Below are 15,094 nucleotides of genomic sequence, written 5' to 3'. Positions count from 1 at the left end.
TCCCGTGGGCGTGCCGTCCCGGTCAGGCGGAGTTGACGAGCCCTATGTAGCGCGGCCAGTCCCAGTGCGGGCCGGGGTCGGTGTGGTCGGTGCCCGGTATCTCGTGGTGGCCGATGATGTGCGCGCGGTCCTTGGGGACGCCGTACTTCGTGCAGATCGCCGCGGTGAGCGTGGCCGACCGCTCGTACATGGCGTCCGTGAAGTAGCCGGGCTGGTCCACCCACCCCTCGTGTTCGATGCCGATGCTGCGTGTGTTGTGCTCCCAGCTCCCGGCGTGCCAGGCGATGTCGGACTCGTGGACGCACTGCGCCATATATCCGTCGGCGGACCGGACGACGTAGTGCGCGGACACCTTCTTGCGGGGGTGCTGGAAGACGGCCAGGGTCCCGGAGTAGTCCGTCTGCGTGACGTGGATGACGACCAGGTCGACGGTGTGGGTGGCCGGACGGTTCGCCGCCGTGTAGTTGGCGGGAGTCGCCGGCTGCCACTCCGCGAGCGGGTAGTCGGGAGCCGGTGTCCGCCCACCGGCCCTGGGGCCGGGCAGCAGTGCGTAGGGGACGGCGGCCAGGGCGGCGCTCTTGAGGATCCGTCGCCGGTCGGGGAGTGGTCGTGCCCGTTGCATGGAGGATCGCCTCTCAGCTGGAAGAAGCTTGAAGAAGGATGAAGGCCGCCGACGTCATCTCCGCACGACGACTGGCCTCGCGTGAATCACGGTACGGCGCCGGGCGGTTGGGCTGATGGCCGTCGTGCTATTCCGTGGATCACCGAGAGGTTGTGGATAACTCGCTCACCCGAACGGGTGGTGAGCAGGGACTTCTGAGGGCATTTCGGACGGCATTCGGAGGGCCTGCGGAGGCCGTCAGCCCCGCACCCCCACCTCAGCCACCCCCGCCGGATCGTCCAGCACCCCGCGCACCACCCAATGCGCGGCCCCCAGCAACGGCCCCTCAGGACCCAGCCCCGACACGGACACTGGGCAGGCCGGTCCCGCCGTGCGGCGGGCCAGTTCCGACCGCAGTGACGGCAGCAGCCAGGGTGCGAGCCCGGCCAGCGCACCGCCCAGTACCACGCTCTCGGGGTCCAGCAGATTCACCGCCCCGGTCAGCGCCACGCCGAGCGCCTCTCCCGCATCGCGCAGCGCCCGCCGTACGTCCTCGTCGCCCTCCGTGGCACGCCCGGCGAGCAGTCCGACACGGTCCTCGCCCGGCGCCAGACCGGCCGCGCGCAGCACCGCCTCCTCACCGGCGTACTGCTCCAGGCACCCGCGCCCACCGCAGGCGCATTCCGGCCCGTCCGGCCGGACCGGCACATGCCCCAACTCGCCCGCGAATCCCCGCGTTCCGCGCAGCAGCCGACCGTCCACGACCACGCCCGCGCCGATACCGATCTCGGCCGACACATGCACGAAGTCCCGCGGGGTGCCCTCGCCGAGCCAGAGCTCGGCCAGCGCGCCGAAGTTGGCCTCGTTGTCCACGGTCAGCGGCAGCTCCGCGGGCAGCAGTGACCCCAGATCGGTGTCGTGCCAGCCGAGGTTGGGAGCGCGTACGACGGTCCGGGCGTCGCGCGCCACCAGACCCGGCACCGCCACCGCGAGCCCCGCCGGCCACAGCCCCTCACGTGCCACCTCGGCGACAACCCGGCGCACCAGCCCGGTGAGTTCCTCGATCACCGGCTCGGGGGAGCGGTCGCGGTTCGTGCCCTGCCGTACGACCCGCGCCCGTATCTCTCCGCGCAGATCGACCGCGCAGACCGCGAGATGGTCGACGCCGATCTCCGCGCCGATCCCCGCGGGACCGTGCCCGCTGACCGCGAGGGCGGAACCGGGACGGCCCCGGCCCACGCGGCCGGGACGTTCGGGGCCCAGTTCCTCCAGCAGGCCGCAGCGGATGAGTTCGTCGACCAGGGTGGAGACCGCCGCACGGGTCAGCCCGATGCGGGAGGCCACCGCCGCACGGGACAGCGGGCCCTCCGCACTGACCGTGTGCATCACCCGCGCGAGATTGCGGCGCCGCATGCCCTGCTGGGTGTCCGGCAACGCGCGTCCGGGACCGGCCGGGTGGGCCTTGTGCAGGGGTGCGGTCATGCCTCCGTCCTTCGCGGTGGGCTCAGCGGCTCTCGGGGCTCCGCTCCAGCAGCGGGGCCGCGTCGGAGAGTACCCCGGAGATCCTGGCCAGCGTCTCCTCGTCCCGCTCGACCGCGTCCAGCACCGGCCCGCGCGCGGTGTTCCAGCGCCGGGCGACCGCGGCCGGGTCCTCGCCGGTGAGCAGGCCGGCCGCCTGGGCCGCCGCGCCGAGCGCGACCAGTTCCTTGGCCTCGGGGACCTGGACCGGGCGCCCGGAGAGCCGTCGTACGGTCTGCTGCCAGGCAGTGCCCCGGGCGCCGCCACCGATCAGCAGCAGCGGGGTCGAGCGGTCCGCGTCCTCGTCCAGGACCAGGTCCAGGGCGCCCAGCAGCGCGTGCACGGCACCGTCGTAGGCCGCCTGCAGGAGCTGACCCGCGGTCGTGTCGTGGCGCAGGCCGTGCAGGACACCGGAGGCGTTCGGCAGGTTCGGAGTGCGTTCGCCGTCCAGGTAGGGCAGGAGCGTGAGGCCGGTGGTGGGTTCCACGGCCTCGCGGTCGAGGCCCAGCAGGGTGGCGAGGCGGTCGACGGCGAGCGTGCAGTTCAGGGTGCAGGCCAGCGGCAGCCAGTCACCGTGCGCGTCGGCGAAGCCCGCCACGGTTCCGGTCGGGTCGGCCGGGCGGCGCTTCGACACGGCGTACACCGTGCCCGAGGTGCCGAGGCTCAGCACGGGCGTGCCGGGACGCAGGCCGAGGCCCAGCGCGGCGGCGGCGTTGTCGCCGGTGCCGGGCGCGACCAGGGTGCCTTTGGAGAACGGCAGGTCGTGGCTGTCGCGGACGGTGCCCGCCACCTCGCCGGGTCGGACCACACGGGGCAGGATCGCCGGGTCGAGCCCCACGTGCGCGAGGATCTCCTCGTCGTACGACTCGCTGCCCGACGCCCACCAGCCCGTGCCGGAGGCGTCGCCGCGGTCGGTGGTGCCCTGGCCCGTGAGGCGCTCGGTGAGGTAGTCGTGGGGGAGGCGTACGGCCTTGGTGGCCCGGACGGACTCCGGCTCGTGCTCGGCGAGCCAGGCCCACTTGGTGACCGTGAAGGACGCGGCGGGCACGCTGCCCGTGCGGTCCGCCCAGAACTTGGCGCCGCCCAGCTCCTCGACCAGTCGGCGCGCCTGCGGCGCCGAGCGCACGTCGTTCCACAGCAGGGCGGGGCGTACCGGCTCGCCGCGGTCGTCGAGCGTGACGAGACCGTGCTGCTGCCCGCCGATGGACACCGCGGCGGCCTCGTGGGCAGGCTCCCCGCACTGGCGCAGCGCCTCGCACAGGGCCTCCCACCACTGCCGCGGGTCGCTCTCGCGACCGGCGCCGGAGGACACCGTGTGCGGTGCCTGGCCGCTCGCGACGACCTGCCCGGTCGACGCGTCGACGACCAGTGCCTTGGTGGACTGGGTGGACGTGTCCACGCCGACGACGAGCGGACCCTCGGCTGCTGACATCGGGCTTCTCCCTTTTCACGCGGCTCTGCGGGACTAAGACATTGGGGACAAAGACATCGGAGCGGACAAAGGTAACGGGGGCAAAGGCATGGGCAAAGACATCTTGTCTCTTCCCAGAGGTGCGACTGCATACTAATTTGTAAACGGCCATGACGAAATAGTCGTACGCAGCAAGGAGCCGCGGCATGAACTACCAGCCCACCCCCGAGGACAGGTTCACCTTCGGCCTGTGGACCGTCGGCTGGCAGGGAAGGGACCCGTTCGGCGACGCCACGCGGCGTGCCCTCGACCCGGTCGAGACGGTGCAGCGCCTGGCTGAGCTCGGTGCTCACGGAGTGACCTTCCACGACGACGACCTGATCCCCTTCGGATCCTCGGACACCGAGCGCGAGTCGCACATCAAGCGCTTCCGCCAGGCTCTGGACGCGACCGGCATGACGGTCCCGATGGCCACCACCAACCTCTTCACGCACCCCGTCTTCAAGGACGGCGCGTTCACCGCCAATGACCGTGACGTACGCCGGTACGCGCTGCGCAAGACCATCCGCAACATCGACCTGGCGGTGGAGCTGGGCGCCAGGACGTACGTCGCCTGGGGTGGCCGCGAGGGTGCCGAGTCCGGTGCCGCCAAGGACGTACGCGCCGCCCTCGACCGCATGAAGGAGGCGTTCGACCTCCTTGGCGAGTACGTCACCTCCCAGGGCTACGACCTGCGCTTCGCGATCGAGCCCAAGCCGAACGAGCCGCGCGGCGACATCCTGCTGCCCACTGTCGGCCACGCCCTGGCGTTCATCGAGCGACTGGAGCGGCCGGAGCTGTACGGCGTCAACCCCGAGGTCGGGCACGAGCAGATGGCCGGGCTGAACTTCCCGCACGGCATCGCGCAGGCCCTGTGGGCGGGCAAGCTGTTCCACATCGACCTCAACGGCCAGTCCGGCATCAAGTACGACCAGGACCTGCGCTTCGGCGCCGGCGACCTGCGCTCCGCCTTCTGGCTGGTCGACCTCCTGGAGAGCGCCGGTTACGACGGCCCCCGCCACTTCGACTTCAAGCCGCCGCGGACCGAGGACCTCGACGGCGTGTGGGCGTCGGCCGCGGGCTGCATGCGCAACTACCTCATCCTGAAGGAGCGTGCGGCCGCTTTCCGCGCCGACCCCGAGGTCCAGGAGGCCCTGCGCGCCTCCCGCCTCGACGAACTCGCCCTGCCCACGGCGGCGGACGGGCTGCAGGCCCTGCTCGCCGACCGCACGGCGTTCGAGGAGTTCGACGTCGAGGCGGCCGCCGCGCGCGGGATGGCGTTCGAGCGGCTCGACCAGCTGGCGATGGACCATCTGCTGGGCGCCCGCGGCTGAGGCAGTACAGGGCGTGACCCTCGCGCGGAATGCCACGGAATCGTGCGGTCCATGGCATGAGTCCGTGTCAACCACCGCGTGGGGGTCGCGGCCCGGGCGGCTGTCCCGCGACCCTGGTCGCTATGGCCATGCCGCCCACCACGGAATTCGGACCCGTACCCCCGCGACGGCGACGCAGTCCTGTCCTCCTCGCCCTGGCCGTGCTCGTGGCCGTCGCGATCGTCGTCGCCGTCGTGGTCCTGACCGGGTCCGGGAGCGACGAGTCACCGGACGGGAAACCGACCGCCGGCAGCAGCACCTCGGCGGAACCGAGCTCCACCATCCCCACCGAGCTGCCGACCAGGCTGCCGAGTGGATTGCCGTCACTGCCGTCGCAGTTCCCCACGGAGCTGCCGAGTGAGATGCCCAGCGAGATACCGAGCGATCTGGAATCCCTGATCCCGGACCTCCCGGTCGACACACTGCCCTAGTTCACACGCGCACCCACACACGACAAAGACCCCCGGGGCGGACACCATCCGGGGGCCTTCAGGTCAATGTCGGATCAGGATCAGACGGGCTCGACGACCGCCGGCCGCGCAGAGGCACCCTCGGCGTCCGACTCCGACCCCCGCAGCGCGACCTCCTTCACGAACACCGCCGCCACCAGCGCGACCGCGGCCACCACGGCCCCGAGCAGGAACGCCGAGTGCGTACCGGCGGACACCACGTACTGGTACGCCTCTCGCGCCGCCTCCGGCAGCTTCGCCAGGCTCGCCGCGTCCAGCTGCGCCGACTGCTCGGTCACCTGGGACCCCAGCGCCCCGGCCCGCTCGGTCATGACGTCCTGGACCCGGTTGTTGAACAGCGCGCCCATGATGGCGACGCCGAACGAGGAGCCGAGCGTACGGAAGAGGGTGCTGGACGAGGACGCGACGCCCATGTCCTTCATTTCGACGCTGTTCTGCGCGACCAGCATGGTGACCTGCATCAGGAAGCCGAGGCCCAGACCGACGACCGCCATGAAGACACCGGACGTGACCCGCGAGGTCCCCGTGTCCATCGTGGACAGCAGGTACAGCCCGACGATCATCAGGGCACTGCCGACGATCGGGAACACCTTGTACTTGCCGGTGTTCGTGGTCACCCGCCCCGCCAGCACCGACGTGAGCAGCATCGCGCCGAGCATCGGCAGCAGCAACAACCCGGAGTTGGTCGCGGACGCCCCCTGCACCGACTGCTGGTACAGCGGCAGGTACAGCGTCGCCCCGAACATCACGAAGCCCGTGATGAAGCCGACGATGGCCATCAGCGTGAAGTTGCGACTGCGGAAGATGTGCAGCGGCACCACCGGCTCCGCGGCCCTGGTCTGCCAGTACACGAACCCGACCAGCGCGGCGACATCGATGCCGATCAGCTCCATGATCACCGCGGACGTCCAGGCGTACTCCGTTCCGCCCCACGTGGTGACGAGCACGATCGCGGTGATGCCGACGGTCAGCAGGACGACACCGAGGGAGTCGATTCCGGCCTTGGCCCGCTTCTTCGGCAGATGCAGCACCACAGCGATCAGAGCCAGCGCGACGACACCGAGCGGCAGGTTGGTGTAGAACGTCCAGCGCCAGCCCCAGTTGTCGGTGATGGTGCCACCGACCAGCGGTCCGCCGACCATCGCGAGCGCCATGACGCCGGCCATCATGCCCTGGTACCTTCCGCGCTCCCGCGGCGGGATCAGGTCACCCCATGACCCCGGGGTCGCCGCCGCGGTGGCCAGCGTGTACGCCGTCACCACCCACGACAGGTGCTCGGTGCCGCCGAGTTCGCCCACCGTTTCCCCGTCTTCGGGTCGGCCGTATCGACCGACTGCGTGTCCGCCATCGTTCCCTCTCTCCTAAGACTGGGGCACTTACTTGCCGCCCGGCAAGTTGCTCCACTCGAGAAGGTGGACCGTAGCTAGTCGGGCGGCAAGTAAGTTCGCAGGGGCGTGAGGAGCGCGACAATGGGCGGCACGATGGACGACACCAAGCGGCAGCGGCGCGGAAACACACGCCAGCGCATCCAGGACGTGGCGCTCGAACTCTTCGCCGAGCAGGGCTACGAGAAGACCTCCCTGCGCGAGATCGCCGAGCGCCTCGACGTCACCAAGGCGGCGCTCTACTACCACTTCAAGACCAAGGAAGAGATCCTCGTCAGCGTCTACGAGGATCTGACCCAGCCGATCGTGGAACTGATCGAGTGGGGCAGGCGGCAGCCGCAGTCCCTGGAGACGAAGCAGGAGATCCTCCGCCGCTACCACGACGCCCTGGTCGAGGCGGCCCCGTTCTTCCGCTTCATGCAGGAGAACCAGGCGACGGTGAAGGAACTGCGCATCGGCGAGTTGTTCCGCAATCGCATGCTGGGGATGCGCGACATCCTCATCGACCCGGACGCCCCCCTGATCGACCAGGTCCGCTGCATCAGCGCGGTGTTCACGATGCACGCGGGGATGTTCACCCTCAACGACCTCCCGGGTACCGACGAGGAGAAGCGCAAGGCGGTCCTGGAGGTCGCGACCACCCTGGTCACCGAGGCACACCACGGCAGGCACGCGTCCTAGAGGTGCCCTGACGGCCCTCGCGGCTGGGGAAGTGCCATGTCCGGGACTGGAGTAGAGCCGATCAGGCAGACCCGAGTCGGACACCGGCGTCGTACCACGGTACGAGTCGCAGCCCGCGGTTCAGCCCGCGGGGGGCCGGATCGGGGCCGCTCGGTTCCTAGCGTTGCCGGTGAGGCGTCGGACGGGCGCCCGAGGCCGAGGGAAGGCACGCTGATGATCGAGGCACAGCTACTGACCAAGAGGTATCGGGAGAAGACCGCGGTGGACCGGCTGGACTTCACCGTGAAGCCGGGCACCGTGACCGGCTTCCTGGGACCCAACGGCGCGGGGAAGTCGACCACGATGCGCATGATCGTCGGACTGGACGCCCCGACGACCGGCTCCGTGACGGTGAACGGCCGCCTTACGCCGAGCACCGGGCGCCGCTTCAGGAGGTCGGCGCGCTCTTGGAGGCGAAGTCGATCCACCCGGGCCGCTCGGCGTACAACCACCTCAACGCGCTCGCGCTGACGCACGGGATCCCCCGCAACCGAGTCGACGAGGTCATCGACCTCGCCGGCCTTGGCAGCGTGGCGAAGAAGCGGGCCGGAGCCTTCTCCCTCGGTATGGGGCAGCGGCTCGGCATCGCGGCGGCACTGCTCGGCGATCCGCAGACGGTGATGCTGGACGAGCCGGTCAACGGCCTCGATCCGGAGGGCGTGCTGTGGATCCGCAATCTGCTGACGGGGCTTACGGCGGAGGGCCGGACGGTGTTCGTCTCCTCGCATCTGATGAGCGAGATGGCACTGGCGGCGGACCATCTGATCATCGTGGGACGCGGGCGGTTGCTGGCCGACACGACCGTGCAGGATCTGGTCCGCGAGGCGGCGGCAACACGGTGAAGGTGGCGACCCAGGACCCGGCGCGGCTGCGGGACGTTCTGGCGGGGCCGGGCGTCGACATCACCGGCCAGGTCGGGTCCGCGGAACTGCACGTCACTGGGCTCACCGCCCGTGAGATCGGACTGAAGGCGGCGGAGCACGGAATCCCGCTGTTCGAACTGAGCGCGCGGACAGTGTCGTTGGAACAGGCGTTCATGGACCTGACCAGGGATGCGGTGGAGTACCACGGCACCACGACCGCTACCGACACTCTCGGGAGCGTGGCATGAGCTCCCTCACCATGACCGTCGAGCCCCAGCAGGAGCCGACCGCTCCGTCTCGCCCCCGCTACAAGGTGACCGGATGGCACGTGCTGCGCTCGGAGTGGGCCAAACTGTGGTCCCTGCGCTCGACGCTGCTCCTCGCGTTCCGCAGCCTCATGGTGCCGCTCGTCGCCGCCGTCATGAACATCCTCGCCACCGCAGCCTCCTTCGGCGTGATCGTCGCGTTCTTCCAGTACGGATGGGGCTCCGAGCGCCTCGGTTGGGGCGCGGCCGGACCCGTCGAGGCCTTCCTGCCGGTCATCATGCCGTCGGTCCTGTTCGGCCTGTCGATGGACTACCAGGTGTTCCTCGTCAGCCGCATGCACGAGGAATGGATCCACACCCGCGACAACCGGCGGGCCGTCGCGGTCGGCCAGGCCGAGACGGGACGGGTCATCACCGCCGCGGCCACCATCATGTTCTGCGTGTTCATCGCCCTCTCGTTCGGGGGCGAGCGGATCGTCGCCGAGTTCGGGATCGGCCTGGCCGCCGCCGTGGCGATCGACGCGTTCGTACTGCGCACGGTCCTGGTCCCGGCCGTGATGTACGTGCTCGGCAAGGCCAACTGGTGGCTCCCCCGCTGGCTCGACAAGCGCCTTCCGCACCTGTCCGTCGAAGGCCCGGCGGAAACGGCGGAAACGGCCGCCGACGACCGGCAACCCGAACCGATCACCCGCTGATCTCCGTCTTTTGGAGCCGCTCGTGCCCCGCTCCGTTCACGGGCCGGGGCACGAGCACCGTGACGTGCAGTGCCGTCAGCGTCGGGCCGCGTTTGGGAACCGAGCTCGTTTCCCGATCAACTCGTTGTGCTGTAAGCGTTTTGCGGCCGCAGGGCGGGCAGTCCCGCAGCGACCGCGCCGAGGAGGCGCTGCATGGTCGGCAGGAACGACAGCCGCGCCGCGGCGAGTTCCGGGTTCTGCTCGTACGCTTCGGCCAGGGTGGGGGGGGCGGATTGGCCGCCGCGTAGACAGCGCCGGCAAGCCCGGCCGCTGCCGTCACGAGATCGCGGCCCTCCCTCTCGGTCAGGCGCTGGTCGGCCGCGGCGACCGCGGCGCCGAGTTCCTCGATGACGACGATCACGGTGTGCTTGTGATCGCGCGCCGCCGGAACGGAGACGTTGTGTTCGAGGCTCGTGGCCGTGTGGCCGAGCAGGTCGCAGAACATGGGCCGTGCCTGCATGGTCTCGGTGAGCGTCGTGACGACGTCGTCACCGGTCGAGAGCCGATCGACGACGGCCTGGCGCCAGTCGCGCCAGCACTCCGAGGCCAGTTCGAGGTACATCTCTTCCCGCGTACCGAAGTAGCGGCTCAAGTTCGACTTGGCCAGTCCCACGGCGGCGGCGACACCGCTGAGCGTGACGTTGTGGACTCCGGAGTCGGTAGCCAGCCGGCGCGCCGCCGAGAGGATGGCCTGGCGACGCTGCTCCTTGTGCTCCGGCCGCCTGGCGCGCTGAAACTCGGACATGCTGCATCCTCGCACGACCATCGCAGCGGCTGCCCATACGTCGAACAGGGTGGCATGGCAGCCTTCACGGCACGCCGTACCACCCCTGGCCTCACGCCTCGTCGGGCCGGTAGTACCAGAGCTCGATCTCGGACAGGTTGCACCTTCCGTTGTGGTTGTCGTAGACCCGGATCCTGCGGTAAGAGGCCCGCTCGTCGAGCTTCACCTCGTACCACTGATCGGCGCCCACCCCGCTGATGGTGTGGATGTCCGTCCAGGTCGTACCGTCGTCGGAGCCGCGGAAGACCGTGCCGTTGGCCCGGGCCGTGAAGCCCGTGCGCGGGCGGAAGCGGATCTTGTCGATGGTGACCGGGCCAGCCTCCCCTGCGTCGATGTCGATCCAGCTCTCGTACGCGAGGGTGTCGGGATACGTGGTGACGTCGCCGTCGAATGCCTTCCAGCCGTTGGACTCCTTCGTGCCGGTGCCCGGCCACGCGACGGTGGACGCGGCCACCATCGACGGCGTGACCGCGAACTTCTCCAGCAGCGTGTCCCGCGACGTCAGCAGACCGTACGCGGCGTACACCTCGTCGATCAGCGCATCCTCGTCGGCGCCCGACTCCGCGCCCGCCTTCTCGATCCGGTCGAGCTCGGCGGTGAAGGCCGCGTAGCTCTTCCTCGTCCAGTCGGACGCGTCGGTCTTCCTGGCCCGTGCGAGCAGCTGCGCGAGGCTTTCGGCGACGGCGATCGCCGCGTCCTCGCTGACGATGCCGGCGCCCCCGGCGAGGGAGGCGGCAACCTTGAACCAGCGCCTGCCGTGCCGCAGTTCCTTCTCCGTCCAGCCGCGGAGCCGGGTGTCGGTGAGGACCTCCTCCCAACCCGCCCCGTTCCGAAGCGGATTGGTGGCGGCCGTGTCGGCGTCCGAGGTCCGGTAGACGGTGAAACCGGTGGCGTCCTCGGGCTTGTTCCAGGCGACGACGGCCGTGTCCGCCTCACGTTTGGCCACGTACGGCAGCAGCGCGCCGTTCGCCGTGTCGCGCACCCTCACCGCGGCCAGGACGGCGTCACCGGAGGCGGCGACACCCGCGTGCACGGCGTACGGCAGGGGCGTGAGCATCGAGCCCGCGTACGTCCAGGAGGTGCCGTCGGGCGAGGCGAAGGCCAGGACCTGATGGGTCTCGTAGTCGCGGACCAGCCGCAGGTAGGGGTAGTCGGCGGCGGTGAAGCCGGAGATCTTGGCGTCGCGCGGGGAGCGCACGTCGTCCTGCCAGTCGTGGCGGCTGTCGCGGTCGCGGCCCGCGAGGACGAGGGTGCCATCGGAGTCGGCCCCGAAGTAGAGGTAGCGGGTGTTGGCGTCGATCTTGTCGCGCAGCATCAGGCCGGTCAGGGCGCCCTTGTGGTCGTCGATGCGTGCGGTGACCGTGCCGGTGCCGGCCAGGACGCGGCTGCAGAAGAGGAGCGAGTCCTCGATGTCCCGGGTGGCGATCATGTAGTCGTCGCCCTTGCCCAGTCCCGTGCCGTCGCCCCCCGTGATGATCAGCCGTGCACCGCTGACGGAGGTCCTGCCGCTGTGCTGCGAGCCGAGCCGGTCGTCACGCCAGCCGGAGCCGGTCAGGTCCCGCGACACGGGCGCGGCGAGCGCGGCCTCGGCGCGCCAGGACGACCAGCCGTGGCCCGCGCTGTTCACGGCGGTGACCGCGTAGAAGTAGTGCCTGCCCTGCTTGACCTTCTCGTCGCGCCAGTACAGGCCCTTGATGCCCTTGGCGACGGTCTCGTACTCGCCGTCCTCGCGGGTCGCCCGCTCGATGGTGTACGAGGTGGCGCCCGCGGTCGGGGTCCAGGTCACGCCGATGTAGGTGTCGCCGGGCAGGGCCGCCGCGTACCGCACGACGGACGGCAGCAGGGTCTCGGTCGCGTCCTCGGACAGCTTGAGCACCACTGCGGTGAACGGCGGGACCGTCACATGACCGCCCCTGACCGGCAGTTTCTTCCCGGAGACGAGGTCGAGGACGGTGGAGCGGCGGTGGCCGGAGGGCACGGCGATGCGGTGCGTCCGCTTGTTGCCGTAGACCTCGCGCGTGGTGTTGATCGCGAAGAGGTACCGACCGTAGCGGGCGGTGAGGAAGTCGACGTACCCGGAGTAGGGGTGGTCGGCCTCGAAGTTCTCACGGCTGACCGTGCCGACGCCCGGCCGGTAGGCGATCGGGCAGATCTCCCCGGCCAGCGCCTGCGGGGCCCAGTTGTCGCCGGTGTTGATGTCCTCCATGAAGTCGGCGTCGATGTTGCCGGTGCGGGCCCAGTAGTCGCGGAACTGGAACCGGCCGTTGGTGCGCAGCTGCACGGTGTGCTCATGGGCCGGGGCCATGACGTGCAGCCGCCCGCTGCCCGCGACGCCCCGGTTCTGGACGTAGAGCGAGCCGAAGATGCGGGTGCCGCCGTCGCGCAGCGAGACGAACATGTTGTCGATGTCGACCCAGGCGAACTGCTCGTAGTCGGCCGGGTCCACGCCCAGTTCGACGATCTCCGTGGCGCTGTAAGAGCGGAAGTCGGTCTGCGGCAGGACCCTCTTCGCCTTGACGGTGCCGAAGCGGTCGTACGTCGCGCGTCCGCCGGTGAGATACGCCCAGGTCTCGGCGAGCCGGAGATCGACCTTGAGCCACTGGGTGACGGCGTTGAACTGGTTGAAGTACTGGCGGTCGGCGAGCTGCTGCTGGGCGAAGCCGACGGCCTCGCGGGCGTACTCCCAGTACATGTCCCAGCCGCGGTCGGCGTAGCGGTCGGCGTGCGCCGCCATATGTGCTTCGACGGCGGCGAGGAAGAGCGACTGGCCCCGGTTGATGCGGATGCAGTAGCCCGGGATGCCGGGCACGTAGACGTTGCGCTCGTCGATGACGCCCTCGGTGCGCATCAGGCGGTTAGTGCCGCTGTCGTCCGCTGCGGGGTAGCGGGTGTGGGCGCGGGCGTGCAGATTGCGCAGAGTGATCTTGAGGATCTCGTCGTTCAGCTCCTCGTCGCCCTCGTGGCCCCAGGTCTTGAAGAAGTACTCGCCCAGGTACTGGGAGGCCTCCTCGCCGTAGTTGCCGACGTAGGTGTTCTCGCGGGTGAGGCCCGCCGCGGTGATGCCGGTGTAGTGCCTGCCGTAGGGCAGCCGCCGCACGATCTCGCCGTCCGCGTCGAGCTTGCTCTTCGCCAGACCCTTGCCCACGATCCGCACGTAGTCGTCGGTGAAGCGCGCGGTGTTGTCGTGGTAGAAGAGCGAGTGGTACAGGTCGAGGTCCTCGCCGTCGGGGCCTACCAGGACCTCCTCGCCGAGGAACGGCACCATCCCGAGGGACTCGCCCAGGATCGCATGGCTGCGCTTCCTGCCCTCGTAGAACTGTGAGCCGATCACCCGCAGGCCCTCGTGGGCCTCCCAGGCGCCCTCGTAGGTGAAGAACACCTGGTTGTAGATGTACGACAGCCGCGACCGCGCGAAGTCGAAGTTGGCCTTGAGACAGCGACCCCAGGCGGCGCGGCGGGTGAGCGGGGAGCCGTCGAAGTCGACGTCCTTGAGGGAGGTCTCGCCCTCCTCGGTGCCAGTGGTGAACTCCTCGTCGAGGAAGGCCCTGAAGGTGTCGGCTCCGTAGATGTCGTTGTCGTTGATGATGTTCTCGGCGATGTACAGGGCCTCGCCGAGTGCGCCGTAGTAGCCGCCCCAGTCGCCCTGGTGGCCGCCGCGGAGCAGGAGCCTGGTGTTGCCGTAGTAGTCCTTGACGTGGTTGTCGATGCACTTGAACAGACGCAGTAGGGCGGTTTTCTTCTCGGCAGGCGTCGCGGCCGGGCACCAGTCGGTGGTCAGGACTCCCGCGTAGAAGCGCAGTTCGTCCACGTACCGGACGATCGAGAGCTTGCCGGAGGCCGAGGCGTCGATCTGGGCGGACAGCTTGTTGAAGAGGGCGACCTGCGCGGCGCGCAGTCCGTCGATCAGCTCCTGCTTTTCCGCGTCGGTGAGATCGTCCGGGGTGCCGGTGGGCGGCCGGTAGCCGGGGAGGTCCTCGCCGAACACGTCGAGGTGTGCGGCGGTGTGGGTGTACACGCTGTAATAGGTGCGGGAGTCGGCGGTGACGGTGCCGCTGTAACTGCCCTGGTAGGTACGGAGGGTGATCTCCACCTGCTCCCGGCCCGCGGTCATCTCCAGCGGCAGCATCGTGGTCTGGTACGTGAAACGGCCGGGCGCGGGCTTGGAGAAGCCGAAACTGAGCGGCTCGTAGTCGGAGTTGCGGCGAAAGCCGATCTGCTCGCCGTTGAGGTAGGCGAGCGTGCTGTACGGCGAGGAGTCGCCGCCCCAGAGCTTGAGCGTGAGGTAGTTCTGGGCCGCCGGGTCGGTCTTCATCGTGAACCGGAGTTCGCCGCCTCTGACGCCGGCCGGGGTGAGGGGAGTGGCGACTCTGCCTCTGACATCGTTGTCGTCGGTGGCGATTCTGCTGCCGTCCGAGGTGAAGCCATGGGCGGACTCCGACTCCTCGTCGCCGAGGACGAGTTGGTCGACCGGACCGGCCTGCCTGTCCGCCCGCCCGTCCTCCTCGGACTCCGCCGCGTACGCGGCAGGCGCGGACTGCCAGAGCCAGCTGCTCGTGGCGGCGGCGGCCGTGCCGGCGCCGGCCAACTGGACGAAGTGACGGCGGCTCAAGGGTGCTGCGGGCATGACGGATCTCCTTCTTGGCGGCCAACGGCAGCGGGCAAAGGGCAGCGGGCTAAGGGCAGCGGGCAAAGGGCAGCGGGCTAAGGGCACAGCAGGCGGCGCGTGACGGGTAGCAGCGGCAGGCGCGGCTTCGGCTCGGTTCAGAAATCGGTTTCTAAAAAGTAGGGTTGGCGAGGTTCAGCGTCAATGGTTCGGCATGCCCAAGAGCCGCGCGAAAGCGAACACGCCCTGACCGGCGGCGAACACCCCCTGGCTGTCATCGACGGTTCGAACCCCCTGTCCTGCGCGTTTCGCGCATGCGCTCAAGAG

General features: G+C 69.7%; 11 protein-coding genes and 2 pseudogenes. 7 read left to right on the top strand and 6 right to left on the bottom strand.

What is annotated here, in order from left to right:
- Positions 1 to 22 precede the first annotated feature (22 nt).
- From SSP24_RS15885 to xylB, 3 genes are all read right to left on the bottom strand, one after another.
- Positions 23 to 622, bottom strand: a complete 600-nt coding sequence (locus SSP24_RS15885) for an N-acetylmuramoyl-L-alanine amidase (RefSeq protein ID WP_141310191.1) — start codon at positions 620 to 622, stop codon at positions 23 to 25.
- A 237-nt stretch (positions 623 to 859) separates the two neighbouring features.
- Positions 860 to 2,083, bottom strand: coding sequence for an ROK family transcriptional regulator (locus SSP24_RS15880; protein ID WP_141310190.1), 1,224 nt, complete (start codon positions 2,081 to 2,083; stop codon positions 860 to 862).
- Between the two features lie 22 nt (positions 2,084 to 2,105).
- Positions 2,106 to 3,551, bottom strand: a complete 1,446-nt coding sequence (xylB, locus tag SSP24_RS15875) for a xylulokinase (protein WP_141310189.1) — start codon at positions 3,549 to 3,551, stop codon at positions 2,106 to 2,108.
- A 185-nt stretch (positions 3,552 to 3,736) separates the two neighbouring features.
- Here xylB and xylA point away from each other — a divergent pair, with 185 nt between their 5' ends.
- Positions 3,737 to 4,903: a xylose isomerase gene (gene xylA / locus SSP24_RS15870; protein WP_141310188.1), complete on the top strand. Its 1,167-nt coding sequence runs from the start codon at positions 3,737 to 3,739 to the stop codon at positions 4,901 to 4,903.
- Positions 4,904 to 5,025: 122 nt separating this feature from the next.
- Positions 5,026 to 5,373: a hypothetical protein gene (locus tag SSP24_RS15865; protein ID WP_229865573.1), complete on the top strand. Its 348-nt coding sequence runs from the start codon at positions 5,026 to 5,028 to the stop codon at positions 5,371 to 5,373.
- Positions 5,374 to 5,453: 80 nt separating this feature from the next.
- Here SSP24_RS15865 and SSP24_RS15860 read toward each other — a convergent pair whose 3' ends face one another.
- Complete coding sequence (locus tag SSP24_RS15860) at positions 5,454 to 6,710, bottom strand: MFS transporter (RefSeq protein ID WP_229865564.1); 1,257 nt, start codon at positions 6,708 to 6,710, stop codon at positions 5,454 to 5,456.
- A 171-nt stretch (positions 6,711 to 6,881) separates the two neighbouring features.
- On the opposite strand from SSP24_RS15860, the gene SSP24_RS15855 reads away from it, so the two are divergent.
- The 5 genes and pseudogenes from SSP24_RS15855 to SSP24_RS15845 form a co-directional block, all read left to right on the top strand.
- Positions 6,882 to 7,478: a TetR/AcrR family transcriptional regulator gene (locus tag SSP24_RS15855; protein ID WP_141310187.1), complete on the top strand. Its 597-nt coding sequence runs from the start codon at positions 6,882 to 6,884 to the stop codon at positions 7,476 to 7,478.
- 36 nt (positions 7,479 to 7,514) lie between these two features.
- Positions 7,515 to 8,098: pseudogene (locus SSP24_RS45315) on the top strand (ATP-binding cassette domain-containing protein); the annotation flags it as partial.
- Positions 8,084 to 8,359 carry a P-loop NTPase family protein gene (locus SSP24_RS45310; RefSeq protein WP_373306748.1) on the top strand — a complete coding sequence of 92 codons (276 nt, stop codon included), beginning with the start codon at positions 8,084 to 8,086 and terminating at the stop codon, positions 8,357 to 8,359. The pseudogene SSP24_RS45315 and the gene SSP24_RS45310, both read left to right, overlap by 15 nt.
- On the top strand, positions 8,356 to 8,628 hold the full coding sequence (locus tag SSP24_RS45305; protein ID WP_373306741.1) for a DUF8746 domain-containing protein: 273 nt from the start codon (positions 8,356 to 8,358) through the stop codon (positions 8,626 to 8,628). Before SSP24_RS45310 ends, SSP24_RS45305 begins: the two co-directional genes overlap by 4 nt.
- A 125-nt stretch (positions 8,629 to 8,753) precedes the next feature.
- Positions 8,754 to 9,341, top strand: a pseudogene (locus SSP24_RS15845) (MMPL family transporter); the annotation flags it as partial.
- Here the strand turns inward: SSP24_RS15845 and SSP24_RS15840 are convergent.
- Positions 9,331 to 10,146, bottom strand: coding sequence for a TetR/AcrR family transcriptional regulator (locus SSP24_RS15840; RefSeq protein WP_218037090.1), 816 nt, complete (start codon positions 10,144 to 10,146; stop codon positions 9,331 to 9,333). The pseudogene SSP24_RS15845 and the gene SSP24_RS15840 sit on opposite strands and share 11 nt — an antisense overlap.
- 70 nt (positions 10,147 to 10,216) lie before the next feature.
- The gene (locus SSP24_RS15835; RefSeq protein ID WP_141310186.1) at positions 10,217 to 14,788 is read right to left on the bottom strand and encodes a discoidin domain-containing protein; all 4,572 of its coding nucleotides are present in this window, start codon (positions 14,786 to 14,788) and stop codon (positions 10,217 to 10,219) included.
- Positions 14,789 to 15,094: the final 306 nt, after the last annotated feature.

Source organism: Streptomyces spinoverrucosus (genome assembly GCF_006539505.1).
GTDB classification, from domain to species: Bacteria; Actinomycetota; Actinomycetes; order Streptomycetales; family Streptomycetaceae; genus Streptomyces; species Streptomyces spinoverrucosus.
Note: the sequence above shows the minus strand (reverse complement) of the source record. Positions and strands in the feature narration are given on the sequence as shown.